The 11,841-nt window shown below is 61.5% G+C and carries 14 protein-coding genes; 9 read left to right on the forward strand and 5 right to left on the reverse strand.

Going from position 1 to position 11,841, the window contains the following annotated elements; translation table 11 throughout:
• A partial coding sequence (acnA, locus tag ABJN75_RS04700; protein ID WP_348437369.1) for an aconitate hydratase AcnA occupies positions 1–1,838 on the reverse strand: 1,838 nt, incomplete at its 3' end.
• A gap of 289 nt (positions 1,839–2,127) precedes the next feature.
• Between acnA and ccmA the strand changes: the two genes are divergently transcribed.
• The 6 genes from ccmA (at position 2,128) to ABJN75_RS04730 (ending at position 5,625) form a co-directional block, all read left to right on the forward strand.
• Entirely contained in the window at positions 2,128–2,778 is a 651-nt protein-coding gene (gene ccmA / locus ABJN75_RS04705; protein ID WP_348437345.1) for a heme ABC exporter ATP-binding protein CcmA, read from the forward strand.
• Positions 2,775–3,437 (forward strand): heme exporter protein CcmB, encoded by a 663-nt coding sequence (gene ccmB / locus ABJN75_RS04710; RefSeq protein WP_348437347.1) that lies wholly within the window; start codon positions 2,775–2,777, stop codon positions 3,435–3,437. Before ccmA ends, ccmB begins: the two co-directional genes overlap by 4 nt.
• A 44-nt stretch (positions 3,438–3,481) precedes the next feature.
• On the forward strand, positions 3,482–4,252 hold the full coding sequence (locus tag ABJN75_RS04715) for a heme ABC transporter permease (protein ID WP_348437349.1): 771 nt from the start codon (positions 3,482–3,484) through the stop codon (positions 4,250–4,252).
• The gene (ccmD, locus tag ABJN75_RS04720; RefSeq protein ID WP_348437351.1) at positions 4,249–4,422 is read left to right on the forward strand and encodes a heme exporter protein CcmD; all 174 of its coding nucleotides are present in this window, start codon (positions 4,249–4,251) and stop codon (positions 4,420–4,422) included. The genes ABJN75_RS04715 and ccmD overlap by 4 nt, the downstream gene beginning before the upstream one ends.
• Positions 4,419–5,030 carry a DsbE family thiol:disulfide interchange protein gene (locus ABJN75_RS04725; protein WP_348437353.1) on the forward strand — a complete coding sequence of 204 codons (612 nt, stop codon included), beginning with the start codon at positions 4,419–4,421 and terminating at the stop codon, positions 5,028–5,030. Before ccmD ends, ABJN75_RS04725 begins: the two co-directional genes overlap by 4 nt.
• A gap of 67 nt (positions 5,031–5,097) precedes the next feature.
• The gene (locus tag ABJN75_RS04730; protein ID WP_348437355.1) at positions 5,098–5,625 is read left to right on the forward strand and encodes an NUDIX hydrolase; all 528 of its coding nucleotides are present in this window, start codon (positions 5,098–5,100) and stop codon (positions 5,623–5,625) included.
• 68 nt (positions 5,626–5,693) lie between these two features.
• On the opposite strand, the gene rhuM is transcribed toward ABJN75_RS04730, so the two are convergent.
• A complete protein-coding gene (rhuM, locus tag ABJN75_RS04735) occupies positions 5,694–6,722 on the reverse strand; it encodes a RhuM family protein (protein WP_348437357.1) in 1,029 nt (342 codons plus the stop codon).
• A gap of 145 nt (positions 6,723–6,867) precedes the next feature.
• On the opposite strand from rhuM, the gene ABJN75_RS04740 reads away from it, so the two are divergent.
• Genes ABJN75_RS04740 through ABJN75_RS04750 form a run of 3 tightly spaced genes read left to right on the forward strand, consistent with a single transcriptional unit; the run spans position 6,868 to position 8,554 of the window.
• Positions 6,868–7,209, forward strand: coding sequence for a metalloregulator ArsR/SmtB family transcription factor (locus ABJN75_RS04740; RefSeq protein WP_348437359.1), 342 nt, complete (start codon positions 6,868–6,870; stop codon positions 7,207–7,209).
• Positions 7,206–7,682, forward strand: coding sequence for an SRPBCC family protein (locus ABJN75_RS04745; protein ID WP_348437361.1), 477 nt, complete (start codon positions 7,206–7,208; stop codon positions 7,680–7,682). Before ABJN75_RS04740 ends, ABJN75_RS04745 begins: the two co-directional genes overlap by 4 nt.
• Entirely contained in the window at positions 7,679–8,554 is an 876-nt protein-coding gene (locus ABJN75_RS04750; RefSeq protein WP_348437363.1) for an SRPBCC family protein, read from the forward strand. The genes ABJN75_RS04745 and ABJN75_RS04750 overlap by 4 nt, the downstream gene beginning before the upstream one ends.
• Before the next feature lie 167 nt (positions 8,555–8,721).
• Here the strand turns inward: ABJN75_RS04750 and ABJN75_RS04755 are convergent, their stop codons facing one another.
• The 3 genes from ABJN75_RS04755 to ftsY all read right to left on the reverse strand — a co-directional run.
• On the reverse strand, positions 8,722–9,864 hold the full coding sequence (locus ABJN75_RS04755; RefSeq protein ID WP_348437365.1) for a GGDEF domain-containing protein: 1,143 nt from the start codon (positions 9,862–9,864) through the stop codon (positions 8,722–8,724).
• Between the two features lie 144 nt (positions 9,865–10,008).
• Positions 10,009–10,662, reverse strand: coding sequence for a septation protein A (locus ABJN75_RS04760; protein ID WP_348437371.1), 654 nt, complete (start codon positions 10,660–10,662; stop codon positions 10,009–10,011).
• Positions 10,663–10,718: 56 nt separating this feature from the next.
• A partial coding sequence (gene ftsY, locus ABJN75_RS04765; RefSeq protein WP_348437367.1) for a signal recognition particle-docking protein FtsY occupies positions 10,719–11,841 on the reverse strand: 1,123 nt, incomplete at its 5' end.

The following is an 11,841-nucleotide window of genomic DNA, read 5'->3' on the forward strand; positions in this document are numbered from 1 at the left end:
TATTTGGCCGCGTAGAGTGCGCGGGTGACGTATTTCATGATGAATTCCTGGATCTCCTGGCTGGAGGGCCAGATATCCTTGAGGAACACCGGGTTGCCGTCCTGGTCATCGCCGATCGGCTCGACAGTCAGATCCTTCTGCACCGAACCTGCCAGCGCATAGGCCACCACCAGCGGCGGTGAAGCCAGGTAGTTGGCCTGCACGTCAGGCGAAATGCGGCCTTCGAAGTTGCGGTTGCCCGAGAGCACGCCGGCGGCGATCAGGCCCTTGTCGTTGATGGTCTTGGAGACCGGTGCGGGCAGCGGGCCGGAGTTGCCGATGCAGGTGGTGCAGCCGAAGCCGACCAGGTTGAAGCCGAGCGCATCAAGATCGTCCTGCAGGCCGGACTTGGCCAGATACTCGGCCACCACCTGGCTACCGGGCGCCAGCGAGGTTTTCACCCAGGGCTTGGTCTTCAGGCCCTTGGCCAGCGCGTTGCGGGCCAAGAGGCCTGCGCCGATCAGCACGCTCGGGTTGGAGGTGTTGGTGCACGACGTGATCGCGGCAATGGCGACGTCGCCATGGCCCAGATCGTAATCCTCGCCCTCGACCTGGTAGCGGTTGGTAAGCTGACCGGGCTTCTTGTATTCGTCTTCCAGCGACTTGGCGAAACCGGCGGCGATGCCTTCGAGCGGAATCCGGCCTTCCGGACGCTTCGGGCCGGCCATCGACGGCACGACCGAGCCGAGGTCGAGATCCAGCGTGTCGGTGAACACCGGGTCGGCTGCCGCGGTTTCGCGCCACATGCCTTGCGCCTTGGAATAGGCTTCAACCAGCTTGATGCGGTTTTCTTCACGGCCCGACATGGTCAGGTACTTGATGGTTTCGCCATCAACCGGGAAGAAGCCGCAAGTTGCGCCGTATTCAGGGCCCATGTTGCCGATGGTGGCGCGGTCGGCCAGCGTCATCGAATCCAGGCCGGGGCCGAAGAACTCGACGAATTTCGAGACAACGCCCTTCTTGCGCAGCATCTGCACGACGGTCAGCACCAGGTCGGTGGCGGTGACGCCTTCCTTGAGCGCGCCGGTGAGGCGGAAGCCGATGACTTCCGGCAGCAGCATGGAAATCGGCTGGCCGAGCATGGCGGCTTCGGCCTCGATGCCGCCGACGCCCCAACCCAGAACGCCCAGGCCGTTGATCATGGTGGTGTGGCTGTCTGTACCGACGCAGGTGTCGGGATAGGCGGTGACTTCACCGTCTTCATCCTTGGTCCACACGGTCTGGCCGAGATATTCAAGGTTGACCTGATGGCAGATGCCGGTGCCGGGCGGCACGACGCGGAAATTCTTGAAGGCCTGCTGGCCCCACTTCAAAAAGCGGTATCGCTCGCCATTGCGCTCGTATTCCTGCTCGACATTGTGTGCCAGCGCCTGCGGCGTGCCGAATTCATCGACGATGACCGAGTGGTCGATGACCAGATCGACCGGCACTAGCGGATTGATCTTCTGCGGGTCGCCGCCAAGCGACACCATGGCGTCGCGCATGGCCGCCAGGTCAACCACGGCGGGAACGCCGGTGAAATCCTGCATCAGCACGCGTGCCGGGCGGTAGGCGATCTCGCTTCCGGCGGTGCCCTTGTCGCTCAGCCAGGCGGCGACGGCGAGGATGTCTTGCTTCTTCACCGTGCCTCCGTCTTCATTGCGCAGCAGGTTCTCGAGAATGACTTTCATCGAGAATGGAAGTGACGCAATGCCGGTCAGGCCGTTCTTCTCGGCCTCCACGAGGCTGTAATAGACATATTCGGTGCCCTCGACATTGAGGACGGAACGGCAGTTGAAGCTGTCGAGTGATTTGGCCACAGGCAACCCGCTTTCATCAGTTCAGCCGAGTTTCAAGGCGAACACCTTACACGCTCAAGCGTGGAAAAGGATGCGGGTACGGTCATTTCCGCCGTCCGCCCGTGACGCCGGGTATGACGTCATGTTCGGCGCTTTATGGAATTCACGCCGACCGCTGGCGTGGTTGCGGGGGTTATAGATAATTTCGTAAGAACGTGCCAGATCAACCAACGGCTCATTTGAAACTTTTTTTGGGCTGCATGTTTTGACGGTACCGCTGCCTTGATCGGCGGGCCGGAGCGGGGACTGAATGCAGGCGGTAGCCACCAACCTTGCGGGACGACGCGGCAACAGCGTCTTGTTCGAAGACGTCTCGTTTACGCTGGGCCGCGGCCAGGCGCTGGTTGTTACCGGTCCCAACGGGGCGGGCAAATCCACCTTGCTGAGAATACTGGCGGGACTGCTGGCCGCCGATCGCGGAAGGTTTTCGCTCACCGGGGATGACGGGGCGGACATGCCGGTCAGCGAGTTCGGCCATTATCTGGGCCATCGCAACGCCATGAAGCGGGAACTCGGGGTTTCGGAAAACCTCGAATTCTGGAAGCAGTTTCAAAAACCCGAAAGCGGCACAGGCCTGTCGATCGATGCGGCGATCGACGCCGTCGGGCTTGCCGGCGTGGCGCATCTTCCCTTCGGCTATCTCTCGGCCGGGCAGCAGCGGCGGATCGCGCTGGCGCGGCTGCTGGTCGGCGCAAGGCCGTTGTGGCTGCTTGACGAACCCACGGCGGCGCTCGACAAGCGCTCCGACCAGCTGTTCGCCGATCTGGTGCGCGATCATCTCTCCGGGGGCGGGATGGCGATTGCGGCGACTCACCAGCCGCTGGGTCTTGAAAATGTCCGGTCGCTGGAACTGTCGGGCGTTCACCGGGCGGCGTCAGCGTCAAGCGGGTCCTGGTCATGATGGCGCTGCTCAAGCGCGATCTGGCGATCGCCACCCGCTCCGGCGGCGCCGCAATGCTGGGTGTGCTGTTCTTTCTTGCCGTTGTGGCGGTGATTCCGTTCGGCATCGGGCCCGATCTCAATCTCTTGTCGCGGATCGGCCCGGCGATCCTGTGGATCGGCGCTCTGCTGGCTTCGCTTCTGGGGCTGGACCGGCTGTTTCAGGCCGACCGGGAAGACGGCTCGCTCGATATGCTGGTGATGCAGGACTGGCTCTCGCTGGTGCTCACGGTCTTCGTCAAAAGCCTGGCGCATTGGCTCGCCACCGGGTTGCCTCTGGTGCTGGCGGCCCCGCTTCTGGGGCTGTTGATGAACATGAGCGCGTTATCGACCGGGGCGGTGATGCTGACGCTGCTCGCGGGCACGCCGGCGATTTCCTTCATCGGCGCGGTCGGTGCGGCCATCGCCGTCGGCTTGCCGCGCGGCGGGCTGCTGGTGTCGATCCTGATCCTGCCATTGGCGATCCCGATCCTGATCTTTGGGGTCAGCGCATCCTACGCGGCGGTGGTTGACCCTGATCCGTTTCTCCCGCCATTCATGATCCTGTCGGCAATCGCGCTGTTTTTCGCAGCCCTCGGCCCGGTTGCGGCCGCAGCCGCGCTCAAGGGAGCGTCCGATTGATTTGTCGCATTGAAACCGGACGCGGCAAGCATTAGAAAAAGGCCATGAGTGACACCACCATCTCCCAGGGCTGGTTTGCCAGCCTCGCCAACCCAACGCGATTTCTCGCCCTTTCCGGGCGGGTGCTGCCTTATCTCGCCGTCGCCGCGGTGATAAGTTCGCTGCTCGGGCTGTATATGTCCTTCGCGGCGCCGCAGGATTACCAGCAGGGCATCACGGTCAGGATCATGTTTATCCATGTGCCGGCGGCCTGGCTGGCGATGATGTGCTATTCGGTGATGGCGGTCGCCTCGGTCGGCACGCTGGTCTGGCGGCATCCGCTGGCCGATGTCGCGGCCAAATCGGCGCTGCCCATCGGTGCCGCCTTCACCTTCCTGTCGCTGCTCACCGGCTCGCTGTGGGGCCGGCCGATGTGGGGAACCTGGTGGGTGTGGGACGCGCGGCTGACCTCGGTGTTCGTGCTGTTTTTGATGTATCTGGGGCTGATGGCGCTGCACAAGGCGATGGACGACCCGATCCGCGCCGCCCGACCCGCCGCGGTGTTGACGCTGGTGGGCTTCATCAACATCCCGATCATCAAGTTCTCGGTCGAATGGTGGAACACGCTGCACCAGCCGGCCAGTGTGATGCGGCTTGACGGTCCGACCATTCATGCCTCGATGCTCTATCCGCTGCTGGTGATGGCGGTGGCCTACACGCTGATCTTCTTCACACTGCATCTGATGGCGATGCGCAACGAGATCTGGCGACGGCGGGTGCAGACGATGCGGCGTCAGGCGGCGCAGTCGATCGGCGCCGGCGAGGCGCGCGGATGATGAGCCACGAAGCTTTCGTTTTTCTGTCCTACGCGGCCACGGGGCTCATCCTTGCCGGATTGCTGGCGGTGATCGTGCTTGACGGACGCGCCCGCAAACGTGAACTGGCCGAGCTTGAAGCGCAAGGCGTGCGGCGGCGGTCCCAACCATCAGGCGGTTCGAAATCATGACTTCACATGTCAATAGCGAGGAGCTGCCGCAGCGCTCCAGCCGCCGGCGGATGCTGATCGCATTCCTGCCGCTGGTGCTGTTTGTCGCGCTGGCGGGCGTGTTTCTCTATCAGCTCGGCTCCGGCAAGGACGCCAGCGAAATTCCCTCGGTGCTGATCGGCACCAAGGCGCCGACGCTGGCATTGCCGCCGCTTGAAGGCCTCAGCGCGAACGGCACTCCGGTACCGGCGCTGACCGACGCGGCAATCAAGGGCAAGCTGGCGCTGGTCAATGTCTGGGCATCCTGGTGCGTGCCGTGCCGGCAGGAGCATCCGGTGCTGCTCGAACTGTCGCGCGATCCGCGGATCACGCTGGTCGGCATCAACTACAAGGACAAGAACGACAACGCGCTCAAGTTCCTGGCCGAGCTGGGCAATCCGTTTGCCGCGGTCGGCATTGATCCGCAAGGCAAGTCGGCAATCGACTGGGGCGTGTACGGTATTCCCGAAACCTATCTGGTGGCGCCTGACGGCACCATCCTGTTCAAGCAGATCGGTCCGTTCACCACCAGAAGCCTGCGTGACAAGCTGTTGCCGGCGATTGAGAAGGCCGTGACGCCTTCAAGCTGACGGTTTTTTGCGGCGTTGCTCCGCACCGGTCTCGCCGCGAGCCGGTCGTGGCGCTATCTTGTCCGCTATGAGCACAGAAAAACAGTTCGACCGCCTGATCCCCGCCGGCGACACCCATGAACGCGATGTCTGCCGCAGCTGTGGCTTCGTCAACTACCAGAACCCGCGCATTGTTGTCGGATCGGTGGTCCGCCACCAAGGCCAGGTGCTGCTTTGCCGCCGCGCCATCGAGCCGCGCCGCGGCTTCTGGACCGTGCCGGCCGGCTATCTCGAACTGGGGGAAACACCTGAGGACGGCGCCCGGCGCGAGGCCCGCGAGGAGGCGCTGGCCGATCTGAAGCTTGGCGAATTGCTGGCGATCTATTCGGTGCCGCATCTGAGCCAGGTGCAACTGATCTGGCGCGCCGAACTGATCGACCCCGGCGCCGGAGCCGCCCTGTTCGGCATCGGCGAGGAAAGCCTCGAAGTCGAGCTGTTCGACTGGGATGCGCTACCGGTCGATGAGATCGCCTTTCCCACCGTGCACTGGATGCTTGGCCACGAGCGCGAAGTGATGGCGAAGGGGTATTCCGGGCCGTTCGGCAATGCGGGGTGAGCCCGCCTGTACCCTCATCGTCTTTCAACAATGCTTGCAGCGCGGATAAATGCGGCAAGCTCTGATTATCAACGTGGTCGTTTTGGCAGTTTTTTCGCTTCCCTGGCTAGAGCGGCAATCTGCTCATCGACCTCCTGCTGCCGTTCAAGCTTCCGCTGCGCATCGAATTTTTCATACTGTTGATCTGCGCGCGCCTTTGCATCTGACGCGCTGATCTGTCCGCCTGTGCGCAGAACCGATCGCCCCAACTGCTGCAATTGCTGCTCCAGAAGGTTGTGAGCATCCTGCATCACCACAAGCCTGCCCATGTCGAGCTGGTCGTCGAAAATGTCGAGCAGGATGTTGGTGAGACGGTTGAGTTCCTTGATTTCCGCCTCGGCCAGATAGTTCTTTGAAATGCCAGCATCGACCTTGCGAATGTTGTCATTTGGCCAACTCTGCAGTCCCATGTTTTTCGCGGTATGATCGGCTCTGGATGCGATGATTTCTGCCGGTGTGTGCGACGTGACCGCATAGACAAGCTTGGCTTGTGTCTTCTGGTAAAACTCCCGCGCAACCTCGGTGGTGCCATCATAATCCTGGCACATGGCGCAGATCTGGCGAAGCTCGCGGTAAACATTGGCCTCATCGGCGCGAATATCTCGGATAATCTCACGGAGTTCGGCAATCCTGTCAGCATTGCCGGGCTGCTTGAGCCGGGGGGAATCAACGACGAACCCCTTTTTGGCGAACTGGACAAGAATGCCCGTAGCCCAACGACGAAACAGTGTGGCTTGCGCGGATGAAACCCGGTAGCCAACGGAGATCACCATGTCGAGGTTGTAAAATGCGACCGGCCTACCCACACTTTTGTGCACTTTCTGCACAGAAGTCTTTTCGTCCAGTTCGCCTTCTTCAATGACATTGTTGATGTGACGCGTAATGCTGGTGCGATCCCGTCCAAATAGATCTGCAATCTGAGCCTGCGTCATCCAGAGGGTTTCACCCTCGTAACGGATATCGAGCTTCAGCCCCTTGTCCGAGCCATAGACCAGAAACCGGTCGCCGGTTTCAACGTCTTGGATCAGGCTGACCGGTTCATCCCTATCATCGCTCATGCAATATCCAACTCCCCTGCAGTGGGAACAGTATGGCAACATAGGGTTGTTTTCCATCCCCGGTTCTGAGCCAGCTGGTACTAAAAACTTAGCTATGTCGCTAACTGTCTCTTGACGACCGCCGGTGTCCGCGATAGTTAGCGTTATGGCTAAGCATGATATCGATCTCTCGGACCTGTTTCACGCGCTGGCGGATCCGACCCGGCGCTCGATCCTGACGCGACTGGCAGAGGGACCTGCGCCGGTCACCGAACTGGCTGACCCCACAGGATTGCGGCTGCCCACGGTGATGCGGCACCTTTCGGTGCTGGAGGAAGCGGGGCTGATCGCGACGTCGAAGGATGGACGCGTGCGCACATGTGCCATCGTGCCGGAGGCGCTGGCGCCGATGCAAACATGGCTCGATGAACAGCGCGCCATCTGGGAATCCAGGCTCGACAGACTGGACGCCTATGTCAAGACAGTGATGAAGGAGCGAGAGCAATGAAACTGGAACTGGATCCGGCCACGGACATGAGCTTCACCCGCACGCTGGCCGTGCCGCGGCAACTGATATGGGAGTGCTGGACGGAGCCGAAGCACATCCCGCATTTCTTCATTCCCGCGCCCCACAAGGTGACCTCGGTGGAGATCGATCTGCGGGTTGGCGGGAGGTTTAACACCACCTTCGACGTCGAGGGAAACATCATGGAAAATCTCGGCGTCTATCTCGAGGTGGTGCCGGGGGAGAAACTGGTGTTCACCGACAGCTACACCGAAGGCTGGAAACCCGCACCTGAACCGTTCATGACCGCGATCCTGCTTCTGACGGATACGCCCGAGGGCGGCACCTCCTACACGGCGATTGCCCGCCACCGCAATCCTGATGCGCGGAAGACGCACGAAGATATGGGTTTCTTCGATGGCTGGGGAACCGTGGCGACGCAACTGGAAACCTATGCAAAAGGACTTTTGCCATGAGCGGCTGTTTTGCGACGCTGACATTTGAGCGTCGGCTGGCTGCTCCCGTGGCCATCGTCTGGGAAGCCTGGACAGCGCCTGCTGCGCGAGCGCTATGGGCAGCGCCGGCACCCTCGGTCACGGTTGAATTCCTTGAGGCTGATACCCGTGTTGGCGGGCGCGAAGTCTCGCTGTGCAAGGTGGAAGGGCATCCCGACACGCGGTGTGAGGCCGGATGGCTGGAATTGCAGCCCCTTGTGTGCAGTGTGAATTACGAGGTGATCTCCTCCGAAGGGGTCACGCAATCGGCGGCATTGGTAACGGCGGATTTCACAAACGCGGGCGAGGGAAGCCGGGTGGTGGTGACCGTGCAACTTTCTTCGCTGGCCGGGAACATGGAGGCCGGCTACCGCGAGGGCTTCGGCGCGGGGCTGGACAATCTGGCGGATGTGGCCGAGCGGACCATGGTGCTCAGCCGCGTGATCATGGCGCCGCGCGATATCGTCTGGGGCGCCTGGCTCAACCCCGAATCCCTGCCCGAATGGTGGGGGCCGGACGGGTTCTCCTGCCGGACGAAGCGGATCGACCTGCGGGAGGGCGGCGACTGGGTTTTCGACATGATCGGGCCGGATGGCACGGTCTTCCCCAACCACCACCGGTATGGTGATGTCAAAACAGAAGACAGGATCAGCTATACGCTGCTGTGGGGCGAGAACGGACCCAAGCATGCCGATGCCTGGGTGTCTTTCGAAGACCAGGACGGGGCAACGAAAGTCACCCTGGGCATGGTGTTTAGCACGGCAGCCGAGTTTCAGGAGGCCAAGGGCTTTGGCGCGGTGGAACTGGGCCTGCAAACGCTGGGCAAGCTGGCGCGCAGTGTCGGCGCGGCGTAACACCGCCGCGACCGGTTGCTGCGGTCAGGACCGTCCGGGCGGCGGCTGTCGAAACATGAACGGGCCATCCGGCAGTTGCGCGAAAGCTGTCTATCGGGCCAGATGCCCGGCTTACAGCCTGGACCAACAGCGGCAGACGCTGAAAGCCTATGGTGCAAAAGCCGCGCTCACGCGGCGAAAGAAGATGCGCGAAGGTCCAGTGTTGATGGAAATTCGCAATCGATACCGCCGCCGTTGCGCTTGGCGCGGTACGAGGCTTTGTCCGCAATTGCCATCATATGTTCAAGTTTTGCAGAGCCGGAGAGCGCCATCGTGTAGCCCAGGCTGATGCCAATGGTGATCTCTTCACCGGCAACCCGGTACGGCAAGCTGAGAACATTCACGATGTTTCTGGCCAACAGGTCAGCTTCAACGGGATGCCTGACAACTGGTTGGAGAATGGCAAATTCATCGCCTCCAACGCGCACGGCGATATTCGGCTGGTGCATGTTCTCCCTGAGCCTCATTCCAATGCTCGCCAACAATTCATCCCCGACCGCGTGACCAAAACGGTCATTGACGGCCTTGAAGCCGTCAAGATCGAAGCAATGTACGCAAATCAGGCTGTCTTCAATGTGCCCAAGAGCGTCGAAAGCCTCGCCGAGCGCTGTGCGATTGCGAAGTCCTGTCAACGGATCGTGGCGTGCCTGATGCTCCATTTCCAGACGCAGGCAGATTTGCCTGGTGGCAGTGCGGTAGACATGCAGGACGCTTTGCATCGCCGCCACCAGGAACCCCGCAAAAACCGTTGCCAGTATCCAGTGGGCCGTATCGCCGTAGAGCAGGGCGGAAATCGTTGTCGGTATTCCTGCAATCAGGATCGCGGTCGCGGCGATGAATGGCCGAACTGATATGCGGATTGCCACACCGGCGGAATATCCAAAGATCAGCGCTGTCGCCAGAATGTGCACTGACAGGTCGCGATAGGTGAACGCCGCAGTTGCCAGCAAACCAATAGAGGCGGCGATGATGAAGGTGAGCAGCCCGTGCGCCATCTCCCAGCGGACGGCCTCATCAACGGTTGCGTGCTTTGTCGCGTTCGAGCGCCGGTGGGCCACCGTCACGACAATCTTGGCAAGCGAGGCAACGCTTCCGCTGATGGTGGCCAGCATGAGTTCAGTGCCGCCGAGGCTGTCATATGCAAACAGGCCGATCGCAAGGATTGTCAGGCCCATGATCGTCGTCGGGGAAATCGTCGAGGTAAGCTCCGATACCAGCGTCTTGAACACTTCATCGGTCTCTCGGTAACGCACATCAATCCCCTCGTTCACAGGATTGACGTCCTGCAGCTTCAGACATCTTGTAGGCAGGGGCTTAATATTTTGTCAGTTCGCACAGCAAAGAAAGTGTGAATCTGGTGTTCTGTGGGTGCGAGAATGCTTGCGCGGAGCAAATTTTCAATCAGTCTGTGACGCCTACCGCTTAGCCTCTTCCGCAGCTTCCTCCACCAGCGCATGGCGCTGCATCAGCGGCAGTTGCATCAGCGTGAAGACGATCGACAGCGGCATGTTGCCCCAGACCTTGAAGGCGATCCAGAAGTCGGTGGAGAAATTGCGCCAGATGATTTCATTGATGAGCGCCATGACCAGGAAGAACAGGCCCCAGCGCCAGGTCAGCTTGCGCCAGCCCTCGGCGTCGAGCCGGAAGGCGGAATCAAACACATAGCCGAGCAGCGATTTGCCGAACAGCAGACCGCCGAGCAGGATAGCGCCGAACAGGGTGTTGATGATGGTCGGCTTGAGCTTGATGAAGGTCTCGTCCTGCAGCCACAGTGTCAGCGCGCCGAAGATCAGAACGATCACGCCCGACAGCAGCGGCATGATCGGCAAGGTCCGGGTCAGCATCCAGGACGCCGTCAGCGCAATCGCGGTGGCGATCATGAAGCAGGCGGTGCCGACAAAGATCGGACCGCCGATGTCGGCCAGGAACGGCACCCGCTCGGCAATCCAGGCGCCGCGCGCATTGGCGAAGAAGAACACCATCAACGGCCCCAGCTCCAGCGTCATCTTGAGCAGCGGATTGATGTGCTTGCGCCCCGGCGCGTTGGGATCGGTTTCGAAAACATGCACCTCGTGATCGCCGGCTGCGGGATCAATCGGACGCTGCTTGGTGCGGTTGCGGTCGCTCACTTTGGTTCTCCGACGATTGCCGAGGCGAAATCCGCCGCCTCAAAAGGTTCGAGATCGTCGACGCCTTCGCCGACACCGACGAAATACACCGGCAATTTGTGTTTGGCGGCGATGGCGACAAGAATGCCGCCGCGCGCGGTGCCGTCAAGCTTGGTCATCACCAGGCCGTTGACGCCGGCGACATTGCGGAAGATCTCGACCTGGTTGAGCGCGTTCTGGCCGGTGGTCGCATCCAGCGTCTGCAGCACGGTGTGCGGCGCTTCGGGATCGAGCTTGGTGATGACGCGGACCACCTTGGCCAGCTCGTCCATCAGTTCGGTGCGGTTTTGCAGCCGTCCGGCGGTGTCGATGATCAGCACGTCGGCGCCATCTGCGCGGGCGGTCTCGAAGGCTTCATAGGCAAGGCCGGCGGCATCGGCGCCGAGCTTGGTCGAGACCACTTTCGAACCGGTGCGCTCGCCCCAGATCTTGAGCTGCTCGATGGCGGCTGCACGGAATGTGTCGCCCGCGGCAAGCGTCACTTTCAACCCGCCCGAACTCAGCTTGGCGGCGAGCTTGCCGATGGTGGTGGTCTTGCCGGTGCCGTTGACGCCGACGACCAGGATCACATGCGGCTTGTGGCTCAGATCCAGCTCCAGCGGTTTGGCCACCGGGCCCAGCACGCGTGTGATTTCCTCGGCCATCACTTTCTGGACTTCGGCCGGCGAAATGTCCTTGCCGTAGCGCGAGGCTGACAGCGCATCGGTGATCCGCATCGCGGTCTCGACGCCGAGATCGGCCTGCAACAGCACGTCTTCAAGGTCCTGCAGGGTTTCTTCATCGAGCTTGCGCTTGGTGAAGATGCCGGTGATCTGGCCGGTGAGCTGGCCCGAAGTGCGCGACAGGCCCTTGCGCAGGCGGCTCCACCAGTTGCCCTGTTCCTGTTCCACAGTTTCGGGTGCCGCAGCGGGCTCCGCCCTTGACACCGTGTCGCGAACAACCAGCTTTCGAGGCTCAGGCTCAGGCTCAGGCTCAGGCTCAGGCTCAGGCTCAGGCTCAGGCTCAGGCTCAGGCTCAGGCTCAGGCTCAGGCTCAGGCTCAGGCTCAGGCTCAGGCTCAGGTGTTTGCTCCGGGACCGGC

It is taken from the genome of Hoeflea sp. (assembly GCF_039975035.1).
GTDB lineage: Bacteria > Pseudomonadota > Alphaproteobacteria > Rhizobiales > Rhizobiaceae > Hoeflea.

What these genes read in the sequence shown, in the direction of transcription:
- ABJN75_RS04715 (WP_348437349.1), top strand. Translation starts at nt 3,482, where the DNA reads ATGAGTGACACCACCATCTCCCAGGGCTGGTTTGCCAGCCTCGCCAAC.
- ABJN75_RS04725 (WP_348437353.1), top strand. Translation starts at nt 4,419, where the DNA reads ATGACTTCACATGTCAATAGCGAGGAGCTGCCGCAGCGCTCCAGCCGC.
- ccmD (WP_348437351.1), top strand. Translation starts at nt 4,249, where the DNA reads ATGATGAGCCACGAAGCTTTCGTTTTTCTGTCCTACGCGGCCACGGGG.
- ABJN75_RS04730 (WP_348437355.1), top strand. Translation starts at nt 5,098, where the DNA reads ATGAGCACAGAAAAACAGTTCGACCGCCTGATCCCCGCCGGCGACACC.
- ccmA (WP_348437345.1), top strand. Translation starts at nt 2,128, where the DNA reads ATGCAGGCGGTAGCCACCAACCTTGCGGGACGACGCGGCAACAGCGTC.
- ABJN75_RS04740 (WP_348437359.1), top strand. Translation starts at nt 6,868, where the DNA reads ATGGCTAAGCATGATATCGATCTCTCGGACCTGTTTCACGCGCTGGCG.
- rhuM (WP_348437357.1), bottom strand. Translation starts at nt 6,722, where the DNA reads ATGAGCGATGATAGGGATGAACCGGTCAGCCTGATCCAAGACGTTGAA.
- ABJN75_RS04750 (WP_348437363.1), top strand. Translation starts at nt 7,679, where the DNA reads ATGAGCGGCTGTTTTGCGACGCTGACATTTGAGCGTCGGCTGGCTGCT.
- ABJN75_RS04745 (WP_348437361.1), top strand. Translation starts at nt 7,206, where the DNA reads ATGAAACTGGAACTGGATCCGGCCACGGACATGAGCTTCACCCGCACG.
- ccmB (WP_348437347.1), top strand. Translation starts at nt 2,775, where the DNA reads ATGATGGCGCTGCTCAAGCGCGATCTGGCGATCGCCACCCGCTCCGGC.